The sequence below is a fragment of the Amycolatopsis sp. NPDC102522 genome (assembly GCF_055584485.1).
In genome coordinates, this window is the sequence record NZ_JBVJLY010000009.1 from 26,793 (window position 1) to 42,182 (window position 15,390).

Below are 15,390 nucleotides of genomic sequence, written 5' to 3' on the forward strand. Positions count from 1 at the left end.
GTCAGCTCTCCCGGATCGTCGAACGCGGATCGAGGACGGCCAGCAGGACGTCCACCGTCAGGTTCACCAGCAGCACCCCGATGCCGTAGACGAGCACGATCCCCTGCACCAGCGGATAGTCCTTCTGGAGGATCGACTGCGCGATGGTGGAACCGAGGCCGGGCCAGGCGAACACGTTCTCCACCAGCACCGTCCCGGCGACCATCCCGGTCAGCATGAGCCCGCTCATCGTCAGCGTCGCGGTCAGCGCGTTCGGCAGCGCGTGCCGCAGGTAGACCAGCCGCGCGGGCAGCCGTTTCGCCCGCGCTGTGCGGATGAAGTCGTTGCCCAGCACGGAAAGCGTCTCGACCCGCACGATACGGGCGAGTACCGAGGCCGGGCCGAGCGCCAGCGCGATGACCGGGAGCACGAACGAACTCGCGTCCGCGTTCCCGGCGACCGGGAACCAGCCGAGCTGGACCGCGAAGAACGCGACCAGCGCGACGGCGAGCAGGAACTCCGGGATGGCCGCGAGCAGCACGGTCGTCGAAGTGAACCCCAGCTCGCCGCCCCGCCGCCGTCCGCCACGGGTCAGCACGGCGAACAGGAGGCCCAGCGGGATCGCCACCGTGATGACCACCGCGAAGGCGGGCAACGCCAGCTGGAGGGTGGCGGGCAGCCGGTCCCCGATCACCTCGGAGACCGCCTGCCCGCTCGTCATCGACGTCCCGAAGTCACCGGTGACCAGCCCACCGAGGTAGTGGACGTACTGCGGCCACAACGGATCGTCGAGCCCGAGGGCCGCCCGCCGCGCGTTCACCAGCTCCACCGGCGCGGTCAGCCCGAGCGCCGCCCGGACCGGGTCGCCGGGGATCAGCTGGATCATCAGGAACGCCATGGTGACCAGCACCCACAGCGAAACCGCGAACCGGCCGAGGCGGCGCATCGCGAACGAGAGCCAGGGACTGCCGCGCAATCCCGACGGCGCGAGTGCGACCGTCATCAGCTGTACATCCGGACGCTCGACGGTTCGATGTTGCCGAAGTTGACCTTGAACCGCGCGTTGCTGCCGAAGATCGGGATGACCGAGTTGATGTACGGCACGACGTCCAGCCGCTCGATGAGCGCCGATTCCGCGGCGAGCCAGGTCGCGCAGCCGGAGTCACCCGCCATTTGCGCCGCCTTCGCGGCTTCCGACGTGTACTTCTCGTTCTCGATATGCGCGAAGTTCGTGCCGGCGGGCGGTTTCGGCCCGGAGACGAAGGAGCTGACCTGACTCGGCAGCAAGAGGGTCACCGGCGCGAGCGAGATGTCCCACTCGCCGGTGCCGAAGAGCGTCTGGCTGGTCCCCGGGCTGTCGAGGCCCTTGAGCGTGACCTCCGCGCCGGCGGCCTTCCACGACTGCTGCATCAGTTCGGCGGAGGACGCCATCGTCGGTCCCAGCTGGGTTCCGTAGATCGCGGTGAGCGCGAGTCGTTTGCCGTCCTTGACCCGCACGCCGTCCGTTCCCGGCATCCACCCCGCCGCGTCGAGGGCCGACTTGGCCGCGGCGACGTCGAACGCGGGCAGCTTGCCCGCCACCGCGTCGCCGGCGCACGCCCTGGGTTCGGTGGTGACCATCCCCTGGCTGGGCGCCCCGGCGCCGCTGGTGAGCACCTTGCCGATCTGCGCCAGGTCGAGGGCCTGCACCAGCGCGCGGCGGACGGCCTGATCGGCACCGGCGCGGCCGGGGGCCTGGTTGAAGAACATCTCGCCCATCGGCACGACCTGGTCGCCGTGGAACAGCTTCTGGGACCGGAGGCGCTGCTGGTCCTGACCGGTGATCCGGGCGGCGTTGACCTCACTAGACAGCAACAGGTTCGACGTGGTCGTCATGTTCTGGATGACCCGGAAGACCACCTTCTCCGGCAGGCCCGGCTGCTCACGCTGCCAGTCCCCCGGCCCCCAGGCGTAGTCCTTCCGCCGCGTGAGGGTGTAGCGGTCGTTCGGCACGATCTCGGACATGGTGAACATGCCGGTGCCGTACTTCCCCTTGGCCAGCGGCTGCCGGTCGGTCACGCCCTTGCCGCAGACGATCGGCAGACCACCGGCGTTGCGCAGCAGGAACGCGTCCGGCGCTCCACTGGTGAGGGTGACCGTCCGCGCCGCGTCGTCGGCGGTCGCCTTCGACCCCGGTGCGATCGTGAGCCCGGACATCGGGGACTTGTTGGCGGGATCGCCGACGAAGTTGAGGTTCGCGGCGACGTCGCTCGCGGTGAGCGGCGTGCCGTCGTCGCAGGTGATCCCGTTGCGCAGGGTGAAGGAGGCCGTGGTCGTGGTGGCCTCGAACTTTTCGGCGAGCCCCGGGATCGGTTTGCCGGTCTCGTCGAGGTTGATCAGGCTGTCGTAGAGGTAGCGGCCGATCTCGAGAGCGGTCGAGAGCACGGTCATCGCCGGGTCCAGCGCTCCCGGATCGGTCCCGATCGCCATGGTGAAGGTCTTGCCTTCGGTGAGTTTCTGGTTCGCTGTCCGGTCTTCCCCGGATTGCGACGTCCCCCCGCACGCGCTCACGGTCAAGGCCACCACGCTCGCGATCGCGGCGGTGAGCCGGGCTTTCTTCATGGGGTTTCTCCTACTGGGTGACGGTCTGCGCACGGAGGTGTTCGACGGCGAGCCGGGCGGCCTCGCCGAGGGCGGAATCGACCGCGGGCTGACGATCGGCGAGGGAGTCCGCGCGGGTGAACACCGCGACGGCGTATCGGCGACCGTCCTCATAGGTCACCACTCCCGCTTCGTTGCGGACGGCCGGAAGCGTCCCGGTCTTCGCCGCGATCTCGACTCCGGCCGGGAAGCCGGACGAGATCCGGTGCGGCCAGATCTGCTGGGCCATGATCGTCCGCACGCGTTCGCAGGCGGCCGGGTCGCCCGCGCGGTCGGTCCAGATCGCGTCGAGCAGTTCGGTGATCTCACGCGGGGTCGACGCCGTGGTGCGTTCCGGGTCGAGAACCGCGAGCTTCCACAGCTGTTCCTCACCGGCCGCGGCGAGGATGGCTTCCAGATCGTCGTCCGGTGTCGCGCCGAGATCGGCGACCACCGAGGCGAAGAGGTCCTCGCAGCAGCCGATCAGCCGTGTCCTGGTGAGTCCGAGGTCGGTGAGGACCTTGTCGACGGCGTCCTGCCCGAGCCGGTGGTAGACGAGGTCGGTCGCGGCGTTGTCGCTCATCGTCAGCATGAAATGCGCCAGGTCGCGCCAGCTCATCTCGACGTCGTCGGCGCAGCCCGCGGTGCCGATCCCGCCGATCCGGTAGCGCGCGGTGACGCGGGTCCGTTCGGTCTCGTCGAGCCGTCCGGCCGCCACCTCGCGGGCGAAGGCGACCGCCACCGGGATCTTGAACACCGACGCGAGCACGACCGGGTCGTCCGCGCCGACACCGACTTCGGGACCGGCGGGGACGCCGACCTCGCGCGCGTGCACGAACCCGCGCGCCCCCGCCTTCGCGAAGACCGCCTCGATCTCGTCCTCGATCGCCGTCACCGGCTCACCCGCCGGTCGGCGCGGCCGGTGTGGACGTACAACGCGCGGCCGGTGCCGTCGTCACCGACGAACGCGTGCGGCATGTGCAGGCCGAGACCGTCGTGTTCGGCGACCAGCGTGTCGCCCTTGTAGCCCAGCAGCCTGCTCTTCTCCGGTGCCGCGCCGAGGTCGGCGAACATGCCCTTCATCGTGCGTTCCAGCCACAGGACACCCTCCTCGTCCTGCGTGACCACGATGTCCGCGACCTGCGACGAGTACTCGCCCACGTAGCGCGACGGGTCCGCCGGGGCCTCGGCGGCGTCGGGTTCGGGCAGCGGCGGGACCTCGACGCCCGCCAGATCGCCCAGCACCTTCCGGAAGATGTCCAGGTAGAGGTGCAGCGGCTTGCCGCCGTTGGTCAGCAGCGCCACCGCGACGTTGCTGCCGGGCACCACCCGCAGGAACGCCGACTGGCCGATGGTGCCGCCGTCGTGGCCGATCACCGGGCCGCCGTCCCAGTCGAAGATCATCCAGCCGAGCCCCCACGCCCCGCCCATCAGGCCGAGGTAGGGCAGTTCGACCTGGCGTTCCCACATGGCGCGGGCGGTTTCCGGCCGGAGAACCTGGGTGCCGTCGTCCGCGCGGCCTTCGTTCAGGTGCATGCGCACGAAGGTGAGCAGATCGCGCGGGCGCATCGCGAGGTGCGAGCCGGCGGGGACGTTCGACCGGGTGAGCGCCCAGGCCGGGGCCGGCTCCGGCGCGTCTTCCGGCGAGGCCTGGAGGTGGCCGATCGCGGCGCGGTAGCGGATCGCGTCGTACGGTCCGGCCGCGGCGTGGGTCAGCCCGAGCGGCGCGAAGAGGTGCTCGCGCAGGCAGTCGTCGTAGGACTTGCCGCGCAGGACCTCGACGATCCGGCCGAGTACGCAGTACCCGGCGTTGTTGTACGAGAACATCTCCCCCGGCGGGAACAGCTGGGGCACGTCGGACAGCGTCGCCACCAGCTTCGCGACGCAGTCGTCGCCCTGCCCGGTGTCGGTGAAGATGTCGCCCTCGAAGCCGGAGGTGTGACAGGTCAGCTGCCGCACGGTAATCCGCGAAGCGGCGTCGTCGTCGGAGAGGACGAACTCGGGCAGGTAGTCGCGGACCGGCTTGTCGAGGTCCAACCTGCCTTCGTCGACGAGCTGCATCGCCAGGGTGGTCGTCCACACCTTGGTGATGGACCCGATCTGGAAGACGGAATCCACTGTGGACTCGACGCCGGTGCCCTTGTTCAGGACGCCGGCCGCGTGGTCGATCACCTCGCCGTTCGCGAACACCGCGACAGCCGCGCCGGGCACCTGATGCTTCGCCAGGAGCGAGGAAAGGTTCTCCACGAGCCAGGTATCGATATCGGAAAGTTTCGACATGGGCATCCTTGTCCGTCGAAAGGGTGAACCGGCAGTTGCCGGAATGCTAGGACGGTGACGGGCGTCACCGGTTCGTGCGGAACTACGAGAGCGGCGGGAAAATTCATCCGGGCGGACGAATCATTCGCGTCCGGCCTCGGGAAGCCTGAGCCATTCGACGGCCTGTGCCGCGGCGAAGCCGATGAACGCGTCCCGCTCCGGCACCCGCGACCGCCCGTCGACGGCGTCGGTGAAAATCCCTACCGCGTAACGGCCGCCATCCGGGTACTCGACAACACCGACCTCGTTGCGCACCGACGGCAGGGTCCCGGTCTTGCCGCTGACACTGATCCCGTCGTCGGGGAACCCGGACCGAAGCCGGTGCGGCCACACCTGGAGATCCAGCCAGCGCCGGACGTCGGCGCACGCTGTCGGCGACGCCGCCTCGTCGCGCCAGATCAGCCCGAGCAGCCGGGTGATCTCTTCGGCGGTCGTGGCGCAGGTGTGCTCCGGTTGCAGCGCGCGCAACGCGGCGATCCGCTCCATCGGGAGTTCCGTGAGCAGCTTTTCGTCGTCCTCGTAGGAGATCCCGAGGTCTTCCCCGATGCTGCCGAGCACCTCCCCGCAGTCCTGCGGGACGGTGGTGTGCTCGAAACCCAGGCTCCGCAACGACTTCTCGGTCTGTTCCTTACCCACGCGGGCGAGGATCAGGTCGGTGGCGACGTTGTCGCTGATCCCGATCATCAGGATCGCGAGGTCGTACCAGGACATCGTGATCTCGTGCCGGAAGGTGGCGAGGCCGTACGGGCTCGGCGTGGGATGTCCCGGCGGGACGGTGACCGGCTCGCCGAGGTCGAGCCCGCCGTCGGCGGCCTGCCTCGCCAGTTCCAGCGCGACCGGGACCTTGAAGACCGAGGCCGTGACGACAGGGGCGTGTTCGTCGACGCCGATCCGCCGGGTGCCGTCGACTTCGGCCGCGTGCAGCCGGACCCGGACCCCGACCTCCTTCGCGCGGTCGTTGATCGTTTCGATGACTTCGGACGCGGTGGGCATGGAACTCCTGTCTGCATGGGGCGGAAACGCGTGATCAGACCCGTAACTCACGTGACTGGGCCCGTAACTCACGTGATTGGAGACCGCACACGTGAGTCCCGTCTCTGATCACGCGAGTTACGGGCTGGATCACGCGAGTCACGGGTTTGATCACGTGAGCTGGACTGTCTACTGAGGACTCGCCGGGGAGAACTTGAACTGCGCCGGGTTCTGCGGCACCCAGAACGCCATCACGGCGGTCAGGAAAGTGGTGCCGATGAGGAACCCGAACGCGGCGGTGTAGGAGAAAGCGTCCGCGAGCCAGCCCATCGCCACCGGGGCGACCGCGCCTGCCACCTGGCCGCCGAAGTTCATCACTCCCATGCCGATCCCGGTGACCTCCGTGGGCAGCACGCGCAGCGGGAGGCCGAAGACGGCCATCGTCGCCATGCCGAACACCGCCAGGGCGAGCGTCTCGTAAAGGGTGAACTCCGCCGTGCTGTCCGCGTTCACCATCAGCGTCAGCAGCACCACGGTCACCAGCGCGATCGAACCGAGATACCAGCGGCCGTGGTCGTGGAAGTAGCGGTCGAACAGCCAGCCGCCGAGGATGGTCGTGCCGATGCTGACCAGCATCGGGATCGCCGCGAGCACCCCGGTCTGGCTCAGCGTCAGGCCCCGCGTCTCCAACAGATAGCTGGGGACCCAGGTGATCATCCCGTAGTTCAGCATGTTGGTGACGCAGAACAGCAGGGTGAACTTCCAGATCACCGGCGACTTCAGCACCTGTTTGCGCGAGACTTCAGGGGTCTTCGCCTCAGTACGCGGAAGGCTGCTCAGCGACTTCGGCAGTGCCTTGGGCAGCAACGTCCAGACGACCACGCCGATGATCGCGCCGATCCCCGCCATCCAGAAGAACGTGTGCCGCCAGCCGAGGGCCATCAGCAGCGGGCCGACGATCAGCGGCGCCAGCCCCGCGCCGATCCCGCCGGCGGACAGCATCACGCCGGTCACCGTCGCGCGGTTGCCGGGGGTCGTCCGCTCGGCGATCGCCTTGAACGAGGCCGCCGGGAAAAGCCCCTGGCAGACACCGAAAAGACCGCGGACGACCAGCAGCAGGCCAAAGGTTCCCGCCATCCCGGTCATCGCGGTGAACGCCGACCAGGCCAGCAGCGTCACCAGCATCGGGCCCCGCGAGCCGTACCGGTCGGCGAGGAACCCCGCCGGGATCTGGCAAACCATGTAGACCAGCGCGAACACGGTCACCAGCCAGCCCTGCTGGGTCTTGCTGAGGTCGAATTCGGCGCCGATCATCGGCAGCGCCATCCCGATGGAGAACCGGTCGATGTAGTCGACCGCCCAGGCGAAGACCATCACCACCATGGTGATGAGCGCCGTCCGGTTGATCCGCCGCGCTGTCCAGGTGTCCTCGTTGACCACTGCCGTCATGGCGCCTCCGCGGAAACGTTGGGAGAGAAGGGAGAACGGCGAGGGTGGCGCCGATCACTCATTCTGAAACGCACTCGGTGGAGGGAGTTCGTGCGATCACACGAACATCCGCCGCCGTTTCGGGCCGGGCAGACCAATCCGGTCGGTGGTCAGGAGTCTTCGGCGCCCGGCGGCCCTGTCCGAACGTCACGGGGCAACAGCCGAAGTTGCACCATGGCGGCGAACCGCTCCCCCGCGTCGTCGAGGTCGATCTCGCCGACTTCGGCGAGGCGTCGCAGGCGATAGCGGAAAGTGTTCGGATGGACATAGGCCGCGGCGGACGCGGCACCGATGTCACCGAAGGCGTCCAGCCAGCACCGGAGAGTGTGCACCAGTTGTGACTGGTGCTGGGCGTCGTAGGCGAGCAACCGCGCGACAGGTCCTGTCGCGACGTCTCCCCTGGCCGCGGCGAGGTCGGCCAGTTCCAGCATGAGCGCGTCGACGTGGACGTCGTCCGCGGTCGCCACGCGTTTCGCGCCGGCGTTGGTGAGCAGCACACGCAACGCCCTGTCCGCGCCGTCACGCGAAGCACGCAGGCCGGAGCCGTCGAGGGCGAGCGGCCCGATGCCGATCGCGGCGGCCGCGCGGCGCCCGGTGCGCTCCAGGAAGGTCGACGCGACCCGCACCGAACGCTCCAGGCAGTCGTCGTGACTGCCGGGCATCGGGACGATGCCGTAGGCGACGTCGCCTACGAGAGCGACGGCCGAACGCGGCTGGACAGCGCTGAGGTGCATGGCGAGCGCGTCGGCGACCCGCTGGCGGTCCGCGACCAGCCGGAGGTCGTCCTCGATCGCGGGCGCGCCGAGCAGGCCCATGGCGAGCACGATCGACGGCTGGCCGAGCAGGCCGAGCCGGGCGATGGCCTCCGGCGCCCCGGAGCCGCCTTCGAGCGCCGTGCTCACCAGGTCCGCGCGCAGCCGTCGTTCGACGTCGGCGCCCGCGCGAAGCCGGAGCATGTGCAGCGCGACGAGTTTGGTGGCGTCGATCAGCGCCTGGGTCCGCTCCTCGCTGAGCGGCTCCCGGACCGCCGCCCAGATCGAGCCGAGTATCTCGTCGCCTGCCCGGACGGCGAGCGCCACCCGGGGCAGGACGAGCTCGATTTCGTCGTAGCGCTGCGGGTCGACGTAGACGGGCGTGTGGTCGCGGTACAGCTTCTCGAAGACACCGTCCCGCTCCAGCCCGCGGGCGAACCGCTCCGGCACCTGGCGGCCGAGGATGGTCTCGACCCGGGAAGGATCCGCTTCGTCCTGACGCCCGGAGAACGCGAGGATCCGGTTACTGCGGTCTTCGATGGTCACCGGCGCGTCGAGGAGCGCGGCGATCGCGTTCGCCAGCGCGAAAAGGTCACCCGACGGCATTCCGCCGAGCGTCTGCGGCGAGACCTCGCCGACGTCCCCCTCGGCGAGCAGGGTCCTGAGCATGGCGGCGAGCTGGGCCCAGGACGCGCCGCGGGCGAGTCCGAGCAGGGCGACCCCGGACGATTCCGCGGCGCGCCGGAGTTCCGGCGTCGGGGTGACGGGAGAACGGACGACGAGCGCTGCCGCGCCCCTCGCGCCCACGTCGCGCAAAAGGCGGACGACCTCGTCCTGCTCCCGCACCCCGACGCCGAGCACGACGGCTCCGCCAGGGATCTCGGATTCGTCGTGCGGATCGTGGATGACCACTCCGCCGAGCTTCCGGCGGGTGCTCCGGCCGACCGCGACCGGCTCCAGGAGCACGTCCCCGAGGTCCTCGAGGACGCGTCCCAGGCTCGTGTGCGGTTTGCTCGGCACCGGTGTCAGCACCCCCCGAAGTTAAACCCGGCCTCACCGAACCGAATGGTTCGTTTCGACCAAATCTAACCCCGGAATTCGTAGCCGGCTACGAACCGATCCACACTTTTTCGGTGGTGACCTCGTCCAGGAGGTCGGGAATCGGGGTCACACCCAGGCCCGGTCCGGTCGGCACCGGCAGGTGTCCGGCCTCCAGTACGAACGGCTCGGTGATGTCCGTCCGGTAGAACCGGCCGGACGCCGAGGTGTCACCCGGCAGTGTGAACCCGGGCAGTGACGCCAGCGCGACGTTGGCCGCCCGGCCCAGTCCGGTCTCGATCATCCCGCCGCACCACACCGCGACCCCGTGGGCCGCGCAGACGTCGTGCACCCGGCGGGCTTCGAGGTAACCGCCGACGCGGCCGGGCTTGATGTTGACGATCTGGCAGGCGCCGAGTTTGATCGCGTCCGCCGCGGCCTTGGCCGAGACGATCGACTCGTCGAGACAGATCGGGGTCCGGATCCGCTTGGCCAGTTCGGCGTGCCCGAGCACGTCCTCTTCTTCGAGCGGCTGCTCGATCAGCAGGAGGTCGAACGGGTCGAGCCGCGAAAGCAGGGGCGCGTCGCCCAGGGTGTACGCGGTGTTCGCGTCGACCTGAAGCAGCACGTCGTCGCCGAAGCGCTCCCGCACCTGGCGCACCGGCTCGATGTCCCAGCCGGGCTCGATCTTCAGCTTGATCCGGACGTAACCCTCGTCGAGGTAGCCGCCGACGACGTCGAGCAGCTGCGGGATCGAGTCCATGATCCCGACCGAGACGCCGCAGGCCACGGAGTCGCGAGTGGACCCCAGCTCGGCCGCGAAGGACCGTTCGTGCGCGCGGAGTTCGGCGTCGAGGACGGCCATCTCCAGCGCCCCCTTCGCCATCCGGTGGCCCTTGAACTTCGCCAGCAACGGCGTCACCCGGTACGCGGTCACGTCATCGGCGGCCAGGAGAGCCGGGACGAGATGGTTCCGCATGACGTGTTCGGCGGCGTCGTTGTACTCCGACGAATAGAGCGGCGCCTCCATCGCGACGCATTCGCCCCAGCCCTCGCCCGCCGGGGTCACCGTACGGACGAGCAGCAGTTCCCGCTCGGACTGCGTCCCGAACGACGTCCGGAAGGGTGCCACGAGCGGCATCCGGACCCGGCGCAGTTCCACACCGCTGAGTTTCACGACTGCTCCTTCGAGATCACGTACCAGCCGGCACGATCGAAACCGGCGACCCTGGCGTTGTCCGCCATGAGTCCGCCGAGGACTTCGCGCAGGGCGACGCGCCACGCGTTGCCGCGACCGGGATCGGTGCGGCGTAACCGTTCGATGTCGGAGGGGACGGCGACGAGCACGGTCGGCGTGTCGGCGGAGCCGATGCTCGGACCGCCGTCGGGATCGACCGACAGTGCCTTCGCGGCGCCCAAGGCTTCCGCGTCGATCAGGACGGGTTCACCGGAAGCGGCGGAGCGGACGTCCGGGCTCGTCAGATCCCAGCCGACCATCAGCCTGTCGGTGTCGCCCGAACCGTTGATGCTGTCCTCCATCGGCCCGTAGAAGTCGGGCTTGTAGCCGATCGGGCGCGCGCCGAGTTTCCCCAGGTTGAAGTAGGCGTTGCGCCGCACCAGCGGGTCGAAGGTCCAGGTGATCATCGAGACGTCCTGGAGCAGCGCCCAGCCGCGCTGGTGCAGTTTGAGCGCGTGGCCGATCCCCCGGCCCACGCCGGCGCCTGCGACCCCGGCGATATGACTGTGCAGGCTCGCCTTCCCGGGATTCCCGAAGAAACCGAAACAGGCCCCCAGCATTTCGCCGTTCTCGAACGCGCCCGCGACGTAGTTCCCGGCCGAGGACATCGCACGGAGCAGTTCCGTGCTCACCGGCCGGGCGCCGGGCGCGGACTTCCAGATCGACTCGAACAGGCCGACCACCGCGGCCAGATCGGCGATTTCGGTGAGTTCGCGGATTTCGACGCCCGAAGCCACGGCCGCGGCCCGCGCGGCGGCGACGGCTTCGTCGCGCACCTCCGCCGACGCCAGGCTCTCCGTATTCGTCGCAAGATTCGTCACGGGACAATCCTTTCCCGGCTCGGCGGCCGAGTCACCGTCGTGCCGTACCAGATTCGCCCACGGGATTCGTCGCGCCGGACGGACCCCGCTTCGCGAGCACGTCTTCCACGAGTGCGGCCAGCAAAGCGGTGCGTCGCGGCAATTCCGCGACGACGACGTGTTCGTGGTCCGCGTGTGCCCCGCCACCGACGGCGCCGAGGCCGTCCAGGGTGGGAATACCCATTCCCGCGGTGTAATTGCCGTCCGAGGCGCCACCGACCGACGCGGAGGTGAGTTCACCGAGACCGAGTCCGCCCGACAGTTCCCGGGCCAACGCGAACAGTCCCGCCGACGAGCTTTCTTCGAGCGGCGGCCGGTTGATCCCGCCGGTCACCCGGACCTCGGCGCCTTCCAGTACCGGGCGGAGGTCCCGCATGGCCTTGTCGACGCGGAGCTGCTCGGCCTCGTTCCACACCCGGACGTCGACGGCCACTCCCGCGGCGGCGGGAACGGTGTTGACCGTCGTGCCCGCCGAGGCGACGGTGGGGGTCACGCTGGTCCCGGCCGCCGGATCGGCGATTGCGGCCACCGCGAGGATCTGATGGGCGATCTCGATCCCCGCGTTGATCCCCTTCTCCGGTTCGAGCCCGGCGTGCGAGGCACGACCGACCACTTCGACTCGGTAGTGGGAAACGCCTTTGCGACGGACCTTCAGCGCGCCGCCGTCGGCCGAAGCCTCCAGCACGAACGCCGCGTCGCAGCCCGCCGCCGTTTCCTCGATCAGGGCACGGGACGACGGCGAGCCGATCTCCTCGTCGCCGGTGACCAGAATGGACAGTCCGTCGCGATCGGGGACGACCGCGGCGGCGTGCAGCGCCATCACGACCCCGGCCTTCATGTCGAAGCAGCCCGGGCCGCGCAACACGCCGTCCTGTACGGAGAACGGATGTGTCTCCAGCGAACCGTGGGGCCACACCGTGTCATGGTGACCGAGCAGCAGCACGCGAGACGGTCCGTCGCCGAACCGCCAGCGCAGATGCGTGACCCCGTCGACGACGATCCGCTCCGGCTCCGCGCCGAGCAGCCTCCGGCCCACTTCCGCCACCACTTCGGCGCTGCGGGCCACGGCTTCGTGATCCGAGGACGGGGATTCGCAGCGGACGAGCGTCTCGATGTCGGCGAGCAGTTCACTCATCGCGGCTCACCCCGCAGCGGCTTGCCGGGGAAGGCTTCGGTGCGCAGGTTTCCGTCGGTGACGACCGGGACCCCCGACACGAACAAATGCCGGACGCCGACCGAAGGCCTGATCGGGTCGAAGTAGGTCGCCGCGTCGGTGATGGTGTTCGGATCGAGGACGACGATGTCGGCGTCGGCTCCCACGTTGAGCCGTCCCTTGGCCAGTGCCCCGGGAGCGACCTCGTCGAGCACGCGCGCCGGCAGGTAGGAACAGCGCCGGAACGCCTCCAGCCACGTCCAGGCCTTGCTCTCGCGCACCATCAGGCGCAAGGTCTTGGAGTACGTCCCGGACGTACGCGGATGCGTCGCGCCGCCGGGCGGCAGCGGCCATTCGGTGCTCTCGCTGGTGCCGTTCTTCCAGTACACGGGCAGCGCGTCGCTGGCGACGATGGCGTCGGGGAACGCGAGGGCCTGGTGCAGCAGGCCGAGGTCGTGCGGGCTGCTTTCGTCGAGGAACTCGAGAATGCACGGCGCGCCCGGGTCTTCGGCACGGACCTGGAGCAGGCGGCCTTCGTCGGCGATGCGCTCCCCCGACTCCAGCATGATCACGCTGGACGGGGACAGGCCCTTCATCTTCAGGCGTTCGGGCGAAAGGAACGCCGCGCCGATCCCGGTGCTGCCCGCACCGTAGGGATAGGCCTCGACGGTCACCCGGGATCCGGCGGCGCGGCCCGCTTCGAGCGCCGCGAGCACCCGCTCGATCTGGTGCCCGGAGGTGCTGTTCACATGGCAGTGGTGCATCGCGGCGCCGGTCTCGGCCGCGACGATCGCGATCTCCGCGGAACCGTCGACGGGCGTCTCCGGGTTCACCTCGACCAGTTCGCGGACGTGGGTGTAGGTCGGCGCACCGGCTTCCTTGGCGAGGCGCGCCAGCGCGAGGAACTCATTGGGGTCGGTGTCGGGCGCGTAGCCGAGGAGCACCCCGACGCCGAGCGCACCCGCGGTCAGCTCACCGTCCACAAGGGACAGCCAGGCGGCCAGTTCCTTCGGCGACGAAGACCTTTGCCAGACAGGGTTCCCGAGCACCGCCAGCCCGCTGTCGATGTTCGCGTCCGGTTCGATCCCGGCGAGCACCTGCGCCCGCGCGGCGCCCCAGGACGCGGAGAACCCGTAGTGCAGCGGGCGTCCCGCCGCGGCCGCCTCGGCGTAGGCCCGCTCGATCGGCATCAGACCGGCTTCGAGGTCGAGCGCGGTCGTCACGCCGTCCATCGCCTGCAGCCGCTGGCCCGCGATGGTGTGCACGTGGCTGTGCAGGTCGATGAAGCCCGGTCCGACGACCAGCCCCGTGACGTCGATTTCCACGTCGCCGGGTTCCGCGGTCAAACCCGCCCCGACGGCGGTGACCACCCCGCCCGATACCAGCACGTCGGCCGTGCCGTCGAACCCCGTCGCCGGGTCGATGACACGACCGCCACGCAAGAGTGTCCGCATGCTTCGCCTCCTAGGATCGCCTCGTTCATGGCGACCCTAGGAGGTTTCCGCGGACGTCCGTTCGTACCGCGCGACGAATCCGGGCCCCTCGGTCCATCCGCCCGCACGAAGAGCCTCGTGAGTGGTAAGGATGGTTAGAACCGTCCTTACCACTCACGAGCCGTTAGCGGTTCCGGTGTTCGGCGATGATCTCCGCGTACCGGTGGCCGCTCGCCTTCACCGTGCGGACCTGCGTGTCGTAGTCGACCCGGACCAGCCCGAACCGCTTGCTCAGCCCGCTGTCCCATTCGAAGTTGTCGAGCAGCGACCAGGCGAAGTAGCCCTTCACCGGCGCGCCCGCTTCGGCGGCCCCGGCCACCGCGCCCAGGTGTTCCTCCAGGTAGGCGATGCGGTCGGCGTCGTCGATCGAACCGTCCTCGGCGACCTTGTCCTCGAAGGCGGCTCCGCTCTCGGTGACGTAGATGGCCCGGGCGCCGTACTCGTTGGCGAGCCGGTGGATCAGGTCCGCGAGCCCCTGCCCGTGGATCTCCCAGCCCATCGCGGTCGTGGCGGCCCCCTCGACAGGTACCTGCCGGGCGCGGGGCGCGGCACCGTCCGGATCGTCCTCGACGATCTGGCGGAAGTAGTAGTTCAGGCCATGGAAACCGACCGGGGTCGAGATCACCTCGAGGTCGTCCCCGACCACCGGCGGCTCGACGCCGTAGACCTCGATCATGTCCGCCGGGTAGCCGCGTCCGTTCGACGGGTCGAGCCACCAGCGGTTGACGTGCCCGTCCATCCGGGCCGCCGCCGCGACGTCCTCGGCGGAGTCCGACGCGGGCTCGATCCCGCTGAGGTTGAGCACCAGGCCGACGTTGGCGGGCTCGGCGGCGTTCGCGGTGATCGCCTGCACCCCCAGGCCGTGGGCGAGCAGAAGATGGTGCGACGCGTGGATCGCCTGCTTGAGGTCCTTGACCCCGGGGGCGAAGCGGCCTTCGAGGTAGCCGAGCCAGGCCGAGCACAGTGGCTCGTTGACGGTGTTCCAGTCCTTGACCCGGTCACCGAGTTTCGCCGCGACGACAGCGGCGTAGTCGGCGTAGGCGTAGGCCGTGTCGCGCTCGGGCCAGCCGCCGTTCGCCTGCAGCATCGAGGGCAGGTCCCAGTGGAACAGCGTGGCGAACGGCCGGATCCCGGCTTCGAGCAACGCGTCGACGAGCCGGTCGTAGAAGCCGAGGCCGACAGCGTTGACCTCGCCCCGGCCGGTCGGGATCACCCGCGGCCAGGCGACGGAGAACCGGTAGGCGTCGAGGCCCAGTTGCTTCATGATGGCGAGATCCTCCGGCCAGCGCCGGTAGTGATCACACGCGACGTCGGCGGTGTCGCCGTTCAGGACGGCACCCGGGACCCGGACGAAGTCGTCCCAGATGGACGGGAGGCGACCGTCGACGTCGACAGCGCCTTCGATCTGGTACGCGGCGGTGGCCACACCCCACAGGAAATCGGCGGGCAGGTGCAGATTCAAGGCAGACCTCTCTGTACG

General features: G+C 69.5%; 12 protein-coding genes. All 12 read right to left on the bottom strand.

Annotated elements, in window-relative coordinates; genetic code table 11:
- Window position 1: 1 nt before the first annotated feature.
- The 12 genes from ACZ6YV_RS21770 to ACZ6YV_RS21825 all read right to left on the bottom strand — a co-directional run bounded on the left by ACZ6YV_RS21770 (window position 2) and on the right by ACZ6YV_RS21825 (window position 15,372).
- Window positions 2–982: an ABC transporter permease gene (locus tag ACZ6YV_RS21770; RefSeq protein WP_465511355.1), complete on the bottom strand. Its 981-nt coding sequence runs from the start codon at window positions 980–982 to the stop codon at window positions 2–4.
- The gene (locus tag ACZ6YV_RS21775) at window positions 982–2,580 is read right to left on the bottom strand and encodes an ABC transporter substrate-binding protein (RefSeq protein ID WP_465511356.1); all 1,599 of its coding nucleotides are present in this window, start codon (window positions 2,578–2,580) and stop codon (window positions 982–984) included. Before ACZ6YV_RS21775 ends, ACZ6YV_RS21770 begins: the two co-directional genes overlap by 1 nt.
- A gap of 10 nt (window positions 2,581–2,590) precedes the next feature.
- Window positions 2,591–3,493, bottom strand: a complete 903-nt coding sequence (locus ACZ6YV_RS21780; protein ID WP_465511357.1) for a serine hydrolase — start codon at window positions 3,491–3,493, stop codon at window positions 2,591–2,593.
- Window positions 3,490–4,878 (bottom strand): serine hydrolase domain-containing protein, encoded by a 1,389-nt coding sequence (locus ACZ6YV_RS21785; protein ID WP_465511358.1) that lies wholly within the window; start codon window positions 4,876–4,878, stop codon window positions 3,490–3,492. Before ACZ6YV_RS21785 ends, ACZ6YV_RS21780 begins: the two co-directional genes overlap by 4 nt.
- Window positions 4,879–4,998: 120 nt before the next feature.
- On the bottom strand, window positions 4,999–5,910 hold the full coding sequence (locus tag ACZ6YV_RS21790) for a serine hydrolase (protein ID WP_465511359.1): 912 nt from the start codon (window positions 5,908–5,910) through the stop codon (window positions 4,999–5,001).
- 168 nt (window positions 5,911–6,078) lie between these two features.
- The gene (locus tag ACZ6YV_RS21795; RefSeq protein WP_465511360.1) at window positions 6,079–7,338 is read right to left on the bottom strand and encodes an MFS transporter; all 1,260 of its coding nucleotides are present in this window, start codon (window positions 7,336–7,338) and stop codon (window positions 6,079–6,081) included.
- A 149-nt stretch (window positions 7,339–7,487) separates the two neighbouring features.
- Entirely contained in the window at window positions 7,488–9,161 is a 1,674-nt protein-coding gene (locus ACZ6YV_RS21800; protein ID WP_465511361.1) for a PucR family transcriptional regulator, read from the bottom strand.
- 76 nt (window positions 9,162–9,237) lie between these two features.
- Window positions 9,238–10,344, bottom strand: coding sequence for an o-succinylbenzoate synthase (gene menC / locus ACZ6YV_RS21805; RefSeq protein ID WP_465511362.1), 1,107 nt, complete (start codon window positions 10,342–10,344; stop codon window positions 9,238–9,240).
- Entirely contained in the window at window positions 10,341–11,225 is an 885-nt protein-coding gene (locus tag ACZ6YV_RS21810; protein WP_465511363.1) for a GNAT family N-acetyltransferase, read from the bottom strand. Before ACZ6YV_RS21810 ends, menC begins: the two co-directional genes overlap by 4 nt.
- Window positions 11,226–11,256: 31 nt before the next feature.
- Window positions 11,257–12,399, bottom strand: a complete 1,143-nt coding sequence (locus tag ACZ6YV_RS21815) for a M20 family metallopeptidase (protein WP_465511364.1) — start codon at window positions 12,397–12,399, stop codon at window positions 11,257–11,259.
- The gene (locus ACZ6YV_RS21820; RefSeq protein WP_465511365.1) at window positions 12,396–13,871 is read right to left on the bottom strand and encodes an amidohydrolase family protein; all 1,476 of its coding nucleotides are present in this window, start codon (window positions 13,869–13,871) and stop codon (window positions 12,396–12,398) included. Before ACZ6YV_RS21820 ends, ACZ6YV_RS21815 begins: the two co-directional genes overlap by 4 nt.
- A gap of 163 nt (window positions 13,872–14,034) precedes the next feature.
- Window positions 14,035–15,372 carry a GH1 family beta-glucosidase gene (locus tag ACZ6YV_RS21825; protein ID WP_465511366.1) on the bottom strand — a complete coding sequence of 446 codons (1,338 nt, stop codon included), beginning with the start codon at window positions 15,370–15,372 and terminating at the stop codon, window positions 14,035–14,037.
- Window positions 15,373–15,390: the final 18 nt, after the last annotated feature.

Coding starts and splice junctions, on each gene's coding strand:
- ACZ6YV_RS21770 (WP_465511355.1), bottom strand. CDS start 982: ATGACGGTCGCACTCGCGCCGTCGGGATTGCGCGGCAGTCCCTGGCTC.
- ACZ6YV_RS21775 (WP_465511356.1), bottom strand. CDS start 2,580: ATGAAGAAAGCCCGGCTCACCGCCGCGATCGCGAGCGTGGTGGCCTTG.
- ACZ6YV_RS21785 (WP_465511358.1), bottom strand. CDS start 4,878: ATGTCGAAACTTTCCGATATCGATACCTGGCTCGTGGAGAACCTTTCC.
- ACZ6YV_RS21790 (WP_465511359.1), bottom strand. CDS start 5,910: ATGCCCACCGCGTCCGAAGTCATCGAAACGATCAACGACCGCGCGAAG.
- ACZ6YV_RS21795 (WP_465511360.1), bottom strand. CDS start 7,338: ATGACGGCAGTGGTCAACGAGGACACCTGGACAGCGCGGCGGATCAAC.
- ACZ6YV_RS21815 (WP_465511364.1), bottom strand. CDS start 12,399: ATGAGTGAACTGCTCGCCGACATCGAGACGCTCGTCCGCTGCGAATCC.
- ACZ6YV_RS21820 (WP_465511365.1), bottom strand. CDS start 13,871: ATGCGGACACTCTTGCGTGGCGGTCGTGTCATCGACCCGGCGACGGGG.